General features: G+C 67.7%; 17 protein-coding genes and 1 pseudogene. 6 read left to right on the top strand and 12 right to left on the bottom strand.

Going from position 1 to position 15,070, the window contains the following annotated elements; genetic code table 11:
• Positions 1-106 precede the first annotated feature (106 nt).
• Entirely contained in the window at positions 107-718 is a 612-nt protein-coding gene (locus IG63_RS0115280; RefSeq protein ID WP_030485223.1) for a hypothetical protein, read from the top strand.
• Between the two features lie 136 nt (positions 719-854).
• Here the strand turns inward: IG63_RS0115280 and IG63_RS0115275 are convergent, their stop codons facing one another.
• From IG63_RS0115275 to IG63_RS0115240, 5 genes are all read right to left on the bottom strand, one after another.
• Complete coding sequence (locus tag IG63_RS0115275; RefSeq protein WP_157210219.1) at positions 855-1,664, bottom strand: hypothetical protein; 810 nt, start codon at positions 1,662-1,664, stop codon at positions 855-857.
• A 525-nt stretch (positions 1,665-2,189) separates the two neighbouring features.
• Positions 2,190-2,483, bottom strand: a complete 294-nt coding sequence (locus tag IG63_RS0115265) for a hypothetical protein (RefSeq protein WP_157210218.1) — start codon at positions 2,481-2,483, stop codon at positions 2,190-2,192.
• A 667-nt stretch (positions 2,484-3,150) separates the two neighbouring features.
• On the bottom strand, positions 3,151-3,780 hold the full coding sequence (locus tag IG63_RS0115255; protein WP_157210217.1) for a hypothetical protein: 630 nt from the start codon (positions 3,778-3,780) through the stop codon (positions 3,151-3,153).
• Between the two features lie 514 nt (positions 3,781-4,294).
• Positions 4,295-4,675, bottom strand: a complete 381-nt coding sequence (locus IG63_RS0115245; RefSeq protein WP_030485219.1) for a hypothetical protein — start codon at positions 4,673-4,675, stop codon at positions 4,295-4,297.
• Positions 4,676-4,692: 17 nt separating this feature from the next.
• Positions 4,693-5,052, bottom strand: coding sequence for a hypothetical protein (locus tag IG63_RS0115240; RefSeq protein WP_030485218.1), 360 nt, complete (start codon positions 5,050-5,052; stop codon positions 4,693-4,695).
• Between the two features lie 289 nt (positions 5,053-5,341).
• On the opposite strand from IG63_RS0115240, the gene IG63_RS0115235 reads away from it, so the two are divergent.
• Positions 5,342-5,542, top strand: coding sequence for a hypothetical protein (locus IG63_RS0115235; protein WP_157210216.1), 201 nt, complete (start codon positions 5,342-5,344; stop codon positions 5,540-5,542).
• 180 nt (positions 5,543-5,722) lie between these two features.
• On the opposite strand, the gene IG63_RS0115230 is transcribed toward IG63_RS0115235, so the two are convergent.
• A complete protein-coding gene (locus tag IG63_RS0115230) occupies positions 5,723-6,274 on the bottom strand; it encodes a hypothetical protein (RefSeq protein ID WP_030485216.1) in 552 nt (183 codons plus the stop codon).
• A gap of 461 nt (positions 6,275-6,735) precedes the next feature.
• On the opposite strand from IG63_RS0115230, the gene IG63_RS0115225 reads away from it, so the two are divergent.
• Together IG63_RS0115225 and IG63_RS21670 are read left to right on the top strand one after the other, a co-directional pair.
• Complete coding sequence (locus tag IG63_RS0115225) at positions 6,736-7,341, top strand: hypothetical protein (RefSeq protein WP_157210214.1); 606 nt, start codon at positions 6,736-6,738, stop codon at positions 7,339-7,341.
• Positions 7,342-7,505: 164 nt separating this feature from the next.
• Positions 7,506-8,369, top strand: a pseudogene (locus IG63_RS21670) (DNA/RNA non-specific endonuclease).
• Between the two features lie 144 nt (positions 8,370-8,513).
• On the opposite strand, the gene IG63_RS0115215 reads toward IG63_RS21670, so the two are convergent.
• From IG63_RS0115215 to IG63_RS0115200, 4 genes are all read right to left on the bottom strand, one after another.
• Positions 8,514-9,062: a hypothetical protein gene (locus IG63_RS0115215; RefSeq protein ID WP_157210213.1), complete on the bottom strand. Its 549-nt coding sequence runs from the start codon at positions 9,060-9,062 to the stop codon at positions 8,514-8,516.
• An 86-nt stretch (positions 9,063-9,148) separates the two neighbouring features.
• Positions 9,149-10,408 (bottom strand): hypothetical protein, encoded by a 1,260-nt coding sequence (locus tag IG63_RS0115210; protein ID WP_030485213.1) that lies wholly within the window; start codon positions 10,406-10,408, stop codon positions 9,149-9,151.
• Positions 10,409-10,411: 3 nt separating this feature from the next.
• Positions 10,412-11,182 carry an ABC transporter ATP-binding protein gene (locus IG63_RS0115205; protein ID WP_051706944.1) on the bottom strand — a complete coding sequence of 257 codons (771 nt, stop codon included), beginning with the start codon at positions 11,180-11,182 and terminating at the stop codon, positions 10,412-10,414.
• A gap of 13 nt (positions 11,183-11,195) precedes the next feature.
• Positions 11,196-11,555, bottom strand: a complete 360-nt coding sequence (locus IG63_RS0115200) for a hypothetical protein (protein ID WP_157210212.1) — start codon at positions 11,553-11,555, stop codon at positions 11,196-11,198.
• Positions 11,556-11,918: 363 nt separating this feature from the next.
• Here IG63_RS0115200 and IG63_RS0115195 point away from each other — a divergent pair, with 363 nt between their 5' ends.
• The gene (locus tag IG63_RS0115195) at positions 11,919-12,209 is read left to right on the top strand and encodes a hypothetical protein (RefSeq protein ID WP_030485210.1); all 291 of its coding nucleotides are present in this window, start codon (positions 11,919-11,921) and stop codon (positions 12,207-12,209) included.
• A 474-nt stretch (positions 12,210-12,683) separates the two neighbouring features.
• Here the strand turns inward: IG63_RS0115195 and IG63_RS0115190 are convergent, their stop codons facing one another.
• Positions 12,684-13,166, bottom strand: coding sequence for a hypothetical protein (locus IG63_RS0115190; protein ID WP_030485209.1), 483 nt, complete (start codon positions 13,164-13,166; stop codon positions 12,684-12,686).
• Positions 13,167-13,567: 401 nt separating this feature from the next.
• A complete protein-coding gene (locus IG63_RS0115185) occupies positions 13,568-14,059 on the bottom strand; it encodes a hypothetical protein (protein ID WP_157210211.1) in 492 nt (163 codons plus the stop codon).
• A 256-nt stretch (positions 14,060-14,315) separates the two neighbouring features.
• Between IG63_RS0115185 and IG63_RS22745 the strand changes: the two genes are divergently transcribed.
• Positions 14,316-14,768: a hypothetical protein gene (locus tag IG63_RS22745; RefSeq protein ID WP_157210210.1), complete on the top strand. Its 453-nt coding sequence runs from the start codon at positions 14,316-14,318 to the stop codon at positions 14,766-14,768.
• Positions 14,769-15,070 lie beyond the last annotated feature (302 nt).

The raw sequence follows: 15,070 nt of genomic DNA, 5'->3' as shown, positions 1-15,070 counted from the left end.
AGGCCCGAAACCCGGTCATGTCATGAAGTTCGCGAGGTGCTGGTCGCCTCTCGGGCACACTTCGTCTCCCCGTCGCCATGCGCCACAGGACCCACAGGGAGACGTCATGCACCAGACTCGGGCCACCGGCGTGGCCAGCTGCCTGACCGCGACCGTGCTCCTGCTCAGCGGCTGCGACGCACCCCTGGCCTCCGGGAGCGACGACGACGACGCGACGTCCGGCGCGCGCCCGAGCGTCCCGATACCCACCGGCGAACTGCGTCTGAGCACCGACTGGCAGAGCACCGACGACTCGGCCGAGATCCCCAGCAGCTGCGAAGAATCCGCCGACGACACCTGCGCCACCCTGCCCCAGACCATCAGGATCGGCGACGTCGACTACGTCGCCGCCACGGCCTACGAGGGCGGCAACGGCGAGCTGCGCGTCCTCGAGCTACCCGCCAGTCTCCGAGGTGACGCCGCCTCCGCCGAGCGCTGGATCCTTGTCGGCGTCATCGGCGAGGGCGCGGACTCCGACGTGCGCGTGATCGTCGACGACGCCTACGCCGCGAAGGTCCAGCCCGGTCAACCCCAGGTCGCCCGACTCCCCCAGACCCCGAAGGCCGCGGACCCGGCCAGTACACCGATCCAGATCCGCGAGCTCGCCACGCCCACCAAGGGCCAGGTCGCCGTGCTGGCCGTCTTCACCCGAGCCGACCGCAAGAACGACGCCGGCTGAGTCCCGCAAGCAACTGCATGCGGCGGCCCCACGAACCGGCCGGAGTCCATGGCCGGACCGCTGTCGACGGCCCGGCCAGTCCACCGCAGCGGCCGAGCACACGATCAGAGCCGCCGCTCCTAGCGCGGCCATTCGGTCAGCGGTCGCAAGCCGAGGGTCGGAGCACCGCGACCTGGCCGACGGTCCCAGACTCCGGGTCGTCTCCGACGAGACGCTTCAGGGCCTGCGCGTCCTCGGGCTCTATGCACAAGTCCAGCGGACCGCGGCCGGACACGATCGCTCCAGACAGCTCGAGTGGGACCTCGACCCGTTGGACCAGCCGCTGACGCGCGTCGGTGATGCGCTGGTCCTCGTTGCCGGCATCGCGTACGAGCGCGAAGCGACCGGAGGCGACCGAGACGCTCTCAAGGTCCTCGACGCTGCGGTAGCGGTCGGCGACCGCCACCACCTCATCGAATCCGCCACGGACGAGGTCCACCTCCACCAACGGCAGCACCGGATAGGCCTCCCGCCGGTACGTGGCGACGTTGCCGTCGGCCTGCGCGACCACCAGCTCCTGCGCCGCCTCCCGGGTGCCGTGGACGCCCTCGCCCGTCGACAGCACCGCCCTCTTCGGGCCGGCGAGGGTCACGTCGATCGAGATCAGGCCGCCGCCGTCGATGGCACTGTCGTAGGCCTCGAAAACCGCCAGCACCTCACCAGCGGTCGCGTCCTGGTCCATCGTGACCTCGACCCGCAGAGGCATCCGCTGGAAGGGGTAGTCGCTTGCTCCCCCGTAGGCGTCCAGGGCACGAACCTGGACCACGCCAGGCCTGTCGGCGACCTTCCCCTCCAAGCCCGTACGGGAAGGCACCCACGTGGCGGCCAGCAGCAACGCTGCGGTCAGCGCGAAGGCGGCCACGATCGCGCGCCTCTCCCACCGGGAGAGCCCTGCGGTGTGCGCCATGACCGCGATCGTGCCGGGAACCGAGCGGCAGCGCACTGCCATCACGAAACCTGTCGCAACTGATGGTGCGCCCGTGGCACGGTCCAGCGTCCGAACTCCCCACGGGCGTCACTCGAGGGGTTGCCCCTCCTTTCGCTGAGGCAGCAGCCGTGTTGGTGGGCGGCGCCTTGCTGGTTGTCACGGCGATAACCCGGAGCCGGCGTGCCGACAAGCGCGGTGCCCCGCCGCTGGATCCCGCCGATACCAGCAGTAAGGGCACGGAGAGTAGCCGCGACCAGTGCGAGCTCGGGCTGGTTCTGGTGGGGTTGGGCTAGCTGCTGCAGATGATGCGCGAACCGCGCTCGATCGTGGCGCAACAGCGCATTTCGTTGGGGGTGGTCCTGTTCACAGGCGGGCTGTTCACCTTCCTGGCCTCTGCGGTCCGCGATTGGAGCAGGTGGTGGGAGGCAGTCGGCGGGACTTCGGCAAGTCCGTGGACCTTCGAGGTCAGGGCGCAGGTCGGTCCGATCTGGCCCGAAGAGGCGCCTAGGTCCTGGGGCCCTGCAACCTGCCCCGGAGGAAGCCGTACACGGATAATCCGACAAAGATCAGGCTGAGAAGGAGCGGCCAGGCGAACTGACTTCTCTGTCCCGGCTCGGCAGCCAGCATCAGGACCAACATGACGAGACTGGCGATGCCGAAGAAGGCTCCCGCGATGCCGTTGGCCCACTTCCCCATGCCGGAGTACAGCGCCCGGGCGGCAGGGTCTTCCCGCCCATAGGCATCCCTGAGTCGACGTTGCCGCTTGTCGCCTGACTTGCGGCCACCTGACGCGGTCACGGCGCGATGCTACGCGCGGGTCGACTCGCAGCACGTCCGAGCGGTTGAAGTGGTGCGCGGTGGGGGCCGTCTCGGACTCCGCCGCGCAGGAGCACTTGTGGCCGTAGGAGTGGATGGTCAGGTCAGTGGCTGCGGTGAGGTCGAGGAACCGGGTGTTGTGGACGAAAGTCCTCCGGCATAGAAGCACCGACTGAGCGTCGCCCAAGAGATCCGCCCATGCCTGACCCGCTTGCGGCTGCTCCCACGCTGAGCTGCCAGCACGACCTCACGCTGCCCCGCGGTAGGTGGGACGGCAGGCAACCGGTGTTCAGCCCGGTCCAGCACGCCCGGCGTAGTGCCCGCTCGCCACTCATCTCGCCACGTCCTCCGCCGTCGGCCTGACACCACCCGCGGGACCCCGCCCATCCTTCCCGCGAGGGCGCTCACCGTCCGCGCTCACCGACCCACCGGAGCACGCCTCCAAGCGTCAGCGAGGCGATGCCCAACAAGAGGAGCTGCGAGTCACGCCGGTCGACTACCCGACTCTCGATCGGCAAGAAGTAGCCCGCACAGGCAACCACCGCCATCACCACCAAGACCGAACCGAGCACCCTGGCGCTCTTGCACGCCCCACCCCAACCTGCCCCGCCTGGCGCTCCAGGTGGTGGGTCAGAGCCGGCTCTGCGGATCACTTGACCACGATGGTGAGGTTGGCCGGGATCCGCTGGGTGCCGCGCTGGGCGAAGGTCCCCTTGCCCCGGTAGGTCAGGTCGACGCCGCGCAGCTTGTACCGAGCCGGACCTTCGGCGCGGAACCGGAGAAGCAGCTCTTCCTCGTCCTCACCGCCTCCCATCACGCCGCCGCTGCGCGATATCGGACGTACCGCAAGACAAGGATCCAGCCAGCCGTCAGCGACTGGGCCCGCCCCGACAGCGACGTCTGAGTCCGGGTCCATGGTGCACGTCATCACCTCCGTGTCGATGCCACTAACCGCACCCGTTCCGGACGATGCAGCCAGCACGACATCTACCTCGGCAGCGCTGAACGTGAGCTGCTCGCGACTCTCGGAGGGAGCGAGCTGTGCCACGCTCACGACGTACTCCTCGCCAGGTTCGACCACCATCCTGACCAGTCCCCCGGTTTCACCCAAGACGGGAGACACCAACTTTGAAGGGTGGGTCCACCACCAGCCACCCATTGCCGCAGCCGCCAACAACAGGCACACCAGCACCGCGACGACCGCGCACCGGACCCACGGCCGTCCCAGGCGGCCCTTCTGCCCATCCACCGGACCGGCGCTCACCATCCCCCCGCTCACGCCCACAGTGTGACGGCGATGCTCAGGATCCGTAACGGGAACGGCCCGACTCCAAACTGACGCTGCCGCTGTCCCTGGCATCGCGTGCCTGTTGCGCACTCGGACGTGGTCACGGGCTAGGTGGCGCGGATCGTGTACTCCACGGTGCCAACATCAGTCCCGCGCGGACCGCCCTCGATGCGGTAGTCGAAGGTGACCTGGTCAACCCTTGCGACCCCGGGCCGAGTCGGGATGATCACGAGGATCAGGTACTCGCGGACGTGTGCATCCCACCGCAGCCGCGTGCCCTCGGGTCTGCTGCATGGATGGGTGACATCGGATCTGTTTCGAGCGCTGGGTCGTCCACCTAGAAAGACCTAGAAAGCGGCCGGGTTCTAGGTCTTTCTAGGTGAGGCATGTGCTGACTGGTTGATTGCACTGTTCGAGCCCGCGGGTAAGGGAGAGACACGCGAGGTCTGACGCCCGCGCGTTTGCTGTCGTGGCCATCTCGCCACGACAGACGACCAGCGAGGCACTAGATCCGCGGCGATGACCAGACGTTGTCCCAGAACCACCTATCAGACTCGAGCTCCAGCAGGGCTGCCTCGTCAACGGCTGCAGGCTTCTGCACCTCGCCTGGGGCCAGGATTCGACCGCTTTCGAAGCCGGCGATGGTCGTGGCGAGGATGATCTTGAGCCGCGCGACCGGAAGAGTCTGCGACCAGTGGCCGTCCAGGACGGTCCACAGCTTGACCTCGCGGCCCTCGCGGTCGAGCTCGAGATCGATCAGGTTGTTCACGTACTCCGTGTCGCCATCTCGTCTGTTCAGCCATGCGATGAGGTGCTCCAGCGTGGGGCCGACCTCGTCGGCCCAGGCCTGTATGCACAGCAGCTTGTACACCCGCTCGTGCTCCATGGGCTGAGTGTCGCAGTTCAGCCGTCAGGGTGGCCTCGCGCGATCAAGGCGTTGCACAGCTCGACGAAGTCTTGAAGGCTCATGGACTTCTCTCCCCAGTCACGGTTCCAGCGTCCCGAGATCCTGACGGTTCCTGAGGTTGGGAACACTTCGAGCTTCGTCTCGTTCGAGACCAGCCTTCGCTTCCGCCTACCGGCGCCGCGCGCCGCGACCCAGTCCCTCAGCTGCCTGAGGTCGTCGACCTCGTCGAAGTCGCCCAGGAACATGTCGAGCAGCATGTCCTCGTCGTTCTCGAACCGGGATCCTTCGACCGCGTAGATCTCCGGATCCGGCTGGGATGCCGCCAGCTCCCCGCCGACTGAAGGTCCCTCAGACATCCGTCACCTCATCTCCCGATGCACCCGTACTCTAGATCCGCCGTGCAGCTGGCCTGTCGCTCAGCGCATGCGCCGACGCGGCCCGCTCGATCGCGGACATGACGATCGCAGCCGCGACGCCGAGGGCCACCAGCGAACACTTCTAGGGTGCCAGCGGTCAGCAGACGTACCGCCGCCACATCACCCACCTCAAGGAGGTCCTGACCGCTGCGACCGCTCAGCGGCGTCGGCGCAGCGACCTCGTCGAGGTCACCGAGCTCGACGGCACCCAAGGTCCGCAGGTCGAGTGGTGCTGCACGAGCGTGCGGTGATGCTCGAGGCGGTGAACGACCTGCGCGCCGCGGTCGGGCTGCCGCCGACCACCATGCGGGTCATCTACGACGCCGAGGTCGCAGCCTGTGGCCACGTCGACTACGTCGCGACTTTCGCGATCGGCTGCGCCCGAGCCGCCATGGACACCTCAGCAGCCTCCCCCGCGGCCAACGGCTGAGAAGCCGCACCACGACGCACTCAAGAGCGTCCTGCTGGGTTCTCGCCTAGCTGCGTTGTCTCGAGTAGCAGGCCCTGGAAGAAGCACGAGCGTCGCCGCAGCGGCTCGGCGTGTGATCGACCGGGCCGCTCGTGACTCGAAGGGGGGTATCGGATCGCCAGGTCGACAGTCACGCGGTGATCAGCGCGAGGCAGCCCTCGCCGCCACGTTCGACAACGCCATCAGGGCACCGACTACCACCGTCGCGACGCCGAGGAACAGATCAAACCCGCTGTCACTGGAGACCGCAGAGAACAGGCCAACGGCCATGAAGGCGAGACCGCACGCGACCAGCACCCGCACCTCACGAGTCCTCTCGATGCCGGCGCCGGCGCCGGCGATCAACCCGGCCGCCGCCATGGTCGCTCCCACAATCGCGGTGATGGGCTGCTTCGCCGCGAACGTCAGCAGACGGGCCGGTTCAAGAGCCAGCACGTCGAACGGTGTCGGGTCGACAGGCGTCTCCACAAGCCCGAACAAAACCAAGCCGACGACCGTCAACCCTGTACAAGTGGCGGCGGCCGGGAAGACTCGGCAGTAGGCGACCACGGCGACCCCCATGCCCGACGCAGCGGCGAGCGCCACCGCGTTCGTGCTGGCCAGTGCGTACGCCTCCCCGGTGCGCAGAGAAAGCCACATCAGTGCGAGAAGCAACGGGTAGGCCACCACCACGCCGACCGCGGCAGCGAGCACGCTGGGCCGCGCACGTTGCCGACCTAGCAACTCAGCAGCACTCGCACGTGTCATGGCCATGACGATAGTTGCTGAAACGGACAACCAAGCGGGTCCCACGAATGCCACGTTCGAGCGCATGACACCACCCCATGCCGTCTGACCCGCAGCTTGAGTACGTCGCGGCCGCGATCACCGACGTGCTCGACCAACACAGTCGCGGACTCGACGCCGACGACTACCGTGCCCTCGCCGAACGCTGCCCAGCCGCCCCCGGCTCGCGCAGAAGGTCTCACGATCGACATGTCTCAACCCCAACCAGAACGCACGCCTGCTTGGGCCAGACATCTACCGCCGGCACCGTCGGCGCTGCTGCTCTTGTCGACGTTCGGGCGTGGTGGCGCCCCGGACGCCGCATACTGGTGGCCCGCGGGGACGGCTCGTCGCCCGTCCTGAGCAAGGGGAATCGTTTGAGTGACGCGGTGGCCGACACCGACGTGTCACCTCCAGCGCGGCAGTGGGCCCGGCCGGCACTGGTCGCGGTGCTGGTGCTTGGCCTACTCAGCGGCGTGGTCGCTGTGGGCTACTGGTGGACCCATCCCCAGGCGCTGACCTCACAGTTCCTCGACGGGGCCGCATACAGGGGTCCTGGCGAGGAGACCTACATGGCGCTGGCCGACGTCGCCCCGCTGGCAGATGGAGAGGTGCTGAGGTTCTCAGAGGTTCGGATCGACCGTGGCGCGGTCACCATCGACGGCCGTGACGTGGACCTCGACCGACAGCTCAGAGCCGACGTCATCGTCTGCGTGGATGACCCGAACGAACCGCTCTCGCTCGGGGGCGGCGCTTCGGCGCTTGAGCTGCGGGAGTACTGCTCTGACGTGCGACCGCTGCTGCCCGGTGGGCGGCTGGACGGGCGGGATCAGGCGGAGTCGCTGCTACTCCGGCTCAGCGCCGAGGGCCGTGGCCTGTTCGAGCTCGACGGGGTGAGCCTGGACTACCGCCGCGCCGGCTTCCTCGGGCAGCGAGGCACCCAACGCATCAGCGTGAACTTCACCCTCAACACACGGGATCGCATGCCGAACTAGCTCCTCGGCTACTGCTCTAAATCGCAGCTCTGAGAAGTCAAGGCTCGCACCATGCCGGCCACGCGCATGAGTCTCGATTCAAGCACTCGTGACGCCTTTGCCACTGGGCCGATGCTGGCCTCACCGGCGATGCGACCCCCGGAGCCGGACACCCGCGCGAACTCATGGCGAACCTCCTCGCGGGAGGCGGGCACTCCTGCGCAAAGCTCCCTCGAAGAGTCCTGCGAGACTGCGCACATGGGCTACTAGACCGCGTTCCTCGGGCGGACCTCGGGATCGCGGCGCCCGTCGTCGCGGCCGCACTCGCCGACGAAGCGGTCCTGCTGGACGGCACACCCGTCATCGACTACACCCACTTCTCCTTGACGATGAGCCGATCCCGGCGCCGGGCCCGCTGGGTTGCCTGGAACATCGACGGTGCCGACTTCGAAATCGCCGACTCCATCAGCCGCGACGGCGTCGACTTCCGACCCGACCCCCGCCTGCCCGCAGACGTGCAGACCCTCGAGGACGTCTACGCCGACAACCCACTCGACCGCGGCCACCTCGCCCGCCGCGCAGACCTGCTGTGAGGGCCGCTGGCCGAGGCCCGGCAGGCCAACGAGGACTCGTTCTACTTCACCAACATCGCCTCGCAACGCGACACCTTCAACCAGTCCCGGGCATCTGGCGTGTGGGGTGAGCTCGAAGACGCGCTGCTGACCTCAACGAAGGCCGACCGGCAGCGCGTCAACGTGTTCGCTGGTCCCATCCTGGCCCCCGACGACCTCCCCTACCGCGGCGTCCTGGTACCCCGCTCGTACTGGAAACTCATCGTCTACAGCACAGACGCGCAACTGCGGGCGCACGCGTTCGTGCTGCGGCAGGACCTCGAGGGCCTGGAGCAGCTCGCACTTGAGGAGTTCGCGGTCTTCGAGGTGCCGGTCGATGACCTCGAGGAGGAGACGGACCTGCGGTTCGACTCAGCCCTCGCCATCGCGGTCCCCCGGGCGATCGAACCGCTTCCCCGTCGCATCCGGAGGCGGTAGGCCGTCGAGCGTTCGAGCCTCTAGGTGCCCCTCTCCCGGCAAGATCGCGCGTTGTTCGGTTCGGTTTGATCGGCGAGAACACGACAGGTCGACGGGACGCTGCCTCGCCGCCGGCCAGCGTGAGGCACCCGACGTCGGCGGCGCCTAGTCGAAGTCGCGTGAGGCCGGCGCGATGCGTCCCATCGTGAGCCCCAACGAAACGGTGGCGATCAGGAAGATCAGCAGGCTGAGAACCAGGATGAGCCCGGATGCCGCTTGTGCTGCGGGCAACGGGATCTGGAGGGTGAGAGCTTGACTGAGCACGCCCAGCAGATAGGCGCCGATGCCGACCATCGGGCCGATGTGCCGCCGTTGACGTAGCCCCACCAGGATGGACACCGAGCCGAAGAAGAGGCCGTTCGCCAAGCACGCAGCAGCAAGGCCGGGCGCGAGAGGAACGAGGCCAAGTTGCTGCAACATCAGCTCGGCCGCTGAGGTGAGGGCCACCAACGAAGGCACCAGGACCGCGGACACGATGCGCACCAGAGGTCGGCGCTGCATCCGCTCGATGGCCCACAACTGGGGGGCTGCGATGGCTGGAACGAGGCACGCGGCCACCACCGTCACCACATCTGCGACGTCCACAGGACGCACCGGCAGGCCGACGGAGACCCGCATCAGGTAGCCGTAGTCCGCAGCGACGAGCATGCCCACGACGGCGAGGAGGACAGCCGCTGCGGCGGCGCTGTACGACCTGGAGCGTAGACAGCTGAGGAGCATCAGAGACTTCGCTCGAGGTTCTAGTTGTCGAGGAGCGCTACCGCTCGGCACTGGGCGAGCTCGGGCAGGTTTGCTGCGATCACCGTGCGTGCCTGCTCGACGTCAAGGCTCAGGAGCTCCTCGAGCTCCGTCTGCGACTGCGGGGACTGGAACAGCAGGTTCGGGTCCGCGCCCACCTGCTCGAGAACCCATGCGCCCGCCGCCCCGCTCGTGTCCAGCGCCCTCTGGTCCGGCACCCCGGACTCGATGCACGCATCGACCCCGGTCAACCTGCTCACCACATCAACCACCGCCGACTCGAGCCATCGGTCACGGTCATGCCCCTGTAGCTGGATGGGGATCACGCCGTCGCTGCTGACGCCGAGTGTCGCATCGACGACACTCGGTGGGCTGATGTTCGTCGTGCCGAATGCCTCCCAGACCTTCGTCATCTCGGCGAACCAAGGCTGGAGCAGCGTGGCCCTGGCGGGATGGACGCAGACACGGAGCCCCTGCGCCTCTTCACACACAGGGGCCGCGTCGTCGAACTCGACGAGCGGCGTGTCATAGGAGCGAGCGCTCCACACCACGATGAGCAGCGGCAACACCAGCACGGCCACAGCTGCGACGGCTGACCTGCTCTCCGATGGAGACCGCCGACGCAGCCACGCGCAGGCCGCCCCCACGAAAAGGGCGGACGCTACCGAGAAGAAGAGGATGCGCACCAGGGTCGCACCTGGCGGTACTTGCTGCCCGCTGATCACGTCGAAGGTGAAAACGGGACTGAGGATTGGCGGCATGACGATCAGAAGCAGATAGGCCCCGAGCACAGTCATGGGAACAGCTACGTACTGCGGAAGAAGACACCCGACCAGGTATCCGGCCGAGAGGTAAAAAAGCAAGCCAGCGTAGCCCGAAATGATGGTGGCCCACCCCAGCGAGCCGTAGCTGCTCGACGACAGAACAGCCACCAAGGTCGGCATCAGCCCCGCGGTCATGCCTAGCGCCGCGGTGAGGAACAAGAAGCTGACGTGCGCCCGAACGAGTGGCCAACCCCGTCGCATCGAGCCGGCCGAGGCAAAGGCGAGAGTGGGACGGGAGATTCCGCCACCAACGAGGGCCGCCACACCTGCTACGAAAATGCCGGCCACGAGCAAAGCCTGGCGGAACTCTGCCGTCGCGGCCGCTAGATCGCCGTACGCCCACCCTGAAATCTGCCAACTGTGGAGGGCGGTGAGCGCAGCGGTGCCTACGAAATTGACCAGGCCGATGCGCCAACGGTTCGGGGGGAAGAACGGCACGGCTCAGTTCTGACCTTCGATGAGTCGCCGGTAGGCATTCTCGAGCGGAGACTCGTACTCCGACCGAGCATCGGTCGCCAAGGACGCCATGGCGTCCCTGGTTCCCTCGAACACGATGTCCCCTTGCCGCAGCACGACCACGCGGTCAGCCACCACTTGGACGTCCTCCAAGAGATGAGTCGCAAGGAGGACGGCCACCTGCTGCGAGATCCGGTCGAGGTACTCACGGAACCGAGATCGCTGCGCTGGATCCAGGCCGACCGTGGGCTCATCGAGGAGCAGGATTGCCGGCTGATGTGCGATGGCGCACGCCACTCCTAACCGTTGCCGCTCCCCTCCAGAGAGCGTCGAGACGCGGTGGTGGGCCTTGTCCTGCAGCTCGACCTGATCGAGAGCGTGGCGCGCGAAGATCTCGGAGTCCTTGCGCGCCGTGCCGTTGCACCAGGCGGCGTAGCTGACGGTTTCCAGCACGCGGAAGGTGGGCGCGAGGGTGAACTGTTGGGGAAGGTAACCGACGTTGCGCTGTGGTTTCCCCGCCGTCACCTTCGCGCCCGCGACGACAATGCTTCCCGAGAACTCCTTGAGCCCAACGGCGGCAGAGAGCATGGTGGTCTTCCCTGCCCCGTTGGGTCCCAGAATCGCGCAAACGCCGAAGGGGACTTGGAACGAGACTGCGTTGAGTGCAACCACTCCCCCGTAACCGGCACTGACCGCGTCAAACTCGATTTGGACGCCGTCAGCGGAAGCGCTGCTGCCAAGCGGCTGCGACGTCATCTCCGTGGCTCAGTCAGCAGTTCTCACCAGTGACCCGTTTGCGTCCCGACGCTGCGCTTCCAGCGGCTCCCCCGACCTGTGTGAAGTACTCGTGCGATCCGTCCCGGCAGCGCGCCTCGGGGCGCAGGGTGACATTGGTGTACGTCCCGCTCTTGTAGGCGAGTACCTTGTCCGGGTAGAGGACCTGGTTGAGCTTCAACTCGACCAGGATCTGCTTTGCCGAACCGCAGCCGCTACGGCCGCCGCTGGCGATCACGGTGTCGTAGGTCGAGTTCACAGTCGGTGTTCGCGCGAAGACCGCGCAGGCCGCGTGCGCTGGCATCTGGAGCGCGACGACGATTGGCGCCGCCAAGAGCGATGAGGCAGCCAGCATGGCGCAGAATCTTTTCATGGGCCCTCCCAAATGGTGACAGGGAGCTAGGGCAAAACGCCATTGTCTCTGCCTAGTGGTGCGCAGAAAATAGATCCCTTCACGACCACGGTCAATGGCGGATACCCGTCAAGACGTGCGTCGCTTGTCGTGGAAGCACCGGCGCGCGCAGGGGGCTTCGCGTGACGTCTCCCGGTCGAGTGCGAAGGCGTGCAAGCGCCGCACGGTATGGCGCATGAGCGGATGTGGTGGTTCCCAGTCGGGTGCGGACGGTGCGCCGTCGAAGGCATGCTGGCTTGGAGCAATGGAGATCGGAGCCTGGTGAGCACTGACGTTCAAACGTCTCCCGCAAGAACGGCGAGATCGGTGCTGCGCCGGCGCCGCCGTATCGGGTTCGGCGTGGCGTTCTTTGTCGCCGCGTTCGTGGTTCCATCGCCCTACGCGCTGTCGTTCTTGGTCCCCTTGACCTACGCGCTGTTCGAGGTGCGGAAGTCGAGCCTGTTGCGGGTGCCGCTCGCGACCCTCAGCGCGCTGCCCATGCTGCTCGCCTTGCTGTTCGACTTCACCTCCGACAGCGCCTCAGATGCCTGCATCTCCGACAGGAGCGCGGACGCCGTGGGACAGACCGGCTGTGTCGACGGGCAGTGGCAGGACTGAACCTTGGCCCGCCCGGCCCCCGGTCGATCGGCCGCGTCGCACCGAGTGCTTCGAGCGTGACTTGCGTGCATCTGGCTGCCGATGCCCATGAAAGGCGATGCTCCTCCTCGTGAGGTCCGAGGCGGGGCGGCGGCAACCTGGCTGGAGCGCGACCGGAGGTGTCTCCATCCCAGCGAGGATCTGGCGCGGGCCGGCTACCTGTGGCGATCCCCTGTCGGAAGGATCATCCAGAGGGCGTCACGGCTTCCACGGCTGCTACGGCTGCTACGGCTGCTACGGCTGCTACGGCTGCTACGGCTGCAGTGTGGTTCGCCGTCATCATCGTGGGCTTCCTCTGCAGACTCTTCGGACGCCACGATGCGAAACGAAGGGCCTAGGCGACACGTCGGCCCGTCGCCACCGGACTGGACAAGCGGCCGATGCCCCTGGGGCGGCTGCCGTGATCGAGCCGCGGGTCTACACGGCTGGTGTAGATCACCCAAGCGCCTTCGCCTCAGCGGTGGCCCTGTTCACCTCGGCCGGGTACTGGTCTGCAGCGAACGAGATCGTCGGCAGATGGAGGTCGTGCGCGAGGAACGCGTCGTCTCCGAGCAGGGCGACTGGGTCGGGCACCTGTTCGGAGTCCCCGTGCAAGGCGCTGCCGTACTCACCAGTCACAGACATGGCATTGCTCCACGAGACGGTGTTGCCCTGCTGCGAGATGAGCACCGCCACATTGGCGCAGCGGAAGATGCCACAACCGCATCCGTAGAGCGCGACTCGACGAGGAGGGTCGACAGGAAGCATCGCCCCGGTGGCGAGGATGTCGGACGCGACGTTTGGCTCGTCGTTCCCCGTCGCGGCCAGCACGTCCTTGCCGGCTACCAGCAGTCGCACCAGGGCACCGAATGGTGTCGGCTCAAGCCGAATCGACAGCGTCCGCAGAGGTGCCTGCTCCCCCTGGCTGTGTTGCATCACCACCCAAGCGTAGGCGGGATGACGTGGGTGAACCGGAAGACGTAGCCGGTCGTGCACGCGCGTGACCGGTCCTGAGGTACCTAGGCGCCTCGTCCGCCCCCGAGGGCTTGCAGGAGGTCGTGAAGAGCTCCTGGATCCGAGGAGTCCTGCCAGAGTCGGTCGCGAAGGCGCATCGGGCATGGCGGCACCACGGGCCGTACCAACGACCGTCGCGGTCGGCTGTCATGGTGCTCCGCCAGGTCAGCGCTGACCGCCCCCAGCTCACACACTCCGGAGTGACGGCAACGTCGGAGCCTCGTATCGCGAACGGCGCGACGGAGACCGGACCGCATCCACCAGACGCTTGCTACTGCCGTCGGCGTCGTGTCTGGGCTGGCTGCGCCGGCGCAGTCTCGACCGGCCTAGGTGGCGCGGATCGTGTACTCCACGGCGCCCACATCGGTCCCGCCTGGACCGCCCTCGATGCGGTAGTCGTAGGTGACCTGGTCAACCCGCGCGACCCCGGGCCGGGTCGGAATGATGATCAGGATCAGGTCTTCGCGGACGTCGGCGTCCCACCGCAGCCGCGTGCCCTCCTCGACGTCGCGCACCTGCGCGCAGGACTCGTCGAGGTCGCGGAGGTAGGCGGAGCCGACGGGAACCTGGTTGTCCGCGCGGACGCACACCGCCACACGGGCACTGGCCGCGGCGGTGTTCGTCTCGAACCGCACCGAGGGCACGCCACGAAAGGTCAGCGCCTCGTCCTTGACCTCGGAGCCGGGGATCGCGAGGCCGGCGAAGCCGGCGGCCTGGCTCACCGGCCGCGGAGCAGCCTCGAACCCCAGACCGGAGTCCTCGCCCAACAGCGTCGGCGATCCGAGTCTCGGCGCCGCCCACACCGCGACCGCGGCCACGAGGAGCACCACCAGCCCCGCGCCGAGAAGCGCACGCGCCCGACCGCCGGCACGGCCGGAGGTCACGGCCGACGTCCCGGGGTCGGTCGAGGCCTCGCTCATGGCAGCAGTGTCCCGGCCGCGGAACGGACGCGCCCACGATTCTGCGCAATCCGCGCGGGACTCCTCGAACGTCGAGGTCCGGCGGTGCGTCGTCGATCAACTCAGGTCCCGCACCGGCACCTCGGAGGGCACCTCAGAGGGCACCATGTGTCCTGTGCCGCCGATGCCGACACCTGCCACGACGTCGCCCCGCGCAGCCCGGCTCGGTGCGACCGGGCTCGGTGCGATTGCGGCTGGCGCGACCGTCGTACTGGTCGCGGTTGGCTTCGTCTGGTCCGCCCCCCGTGCCGACGTCCCCCTGCCCGGGCCGGACGCAACCCCGGAGCAGGTCGTGCGCACCTACGTCGAAGCCGTCAACGGGCGCGACTTCGAGACCGCCAACCAGATCGACGTCCGCCCCGGCACGGAACTCCACCGCTGGAGCCGCCCGCCGAAGACCCGGATCCTTGAGCTCGGAGAGACCACCCTCGACGGAGGGAGGGCCTACGTGCCCTTCACCGCTGACGTCGACGGCGGTGACGGCACGGTTGCCGACGGTGCGTGGGGCTACTACCTCCAGCGGGGCCACGACGGGTCGTGGCACATCATCGACGCCGGCGTCGCCTGAGGCAGCCCGACGGCACGCGGGTTCCAGGATCCGCTGAAGCGGTCGGTTCGTAGCGGAGTCAGGAATCTGCGTTGTTGACGGGTCGGCGCGCTCGTGACCGTCGAGGCGTTTCCGCCCTAGGCGGGGGTGGGTCAAAGCTCCCCGTCCGAGCACCAGTCAGAGCAAGACGGCCCGTTGGAGTCGGGCCGGGGACCACAGGGATGACGCCGGAGGGCACCGCTGCGGTTCCCCCTCGACGGGCTCACTGAGACGCGGCCGCACGGTTGAGCGGATTCGCCGTCCTAGAGGAAGCACGTCGTCCT

It is taken from the genome of Nocardioides aequoreus, from assembly GCF_000720335.1.
Taxonomy (GTDB): Bacteria; Actinomycetota; Actinomycetes; order Propionibacteriales; family Nocardioidaceae; genus Marmoricola; species Marmoricola aequoreus.
This window is presented reverse-complemented; position numbering and strand designations above follow the sequence as displayed.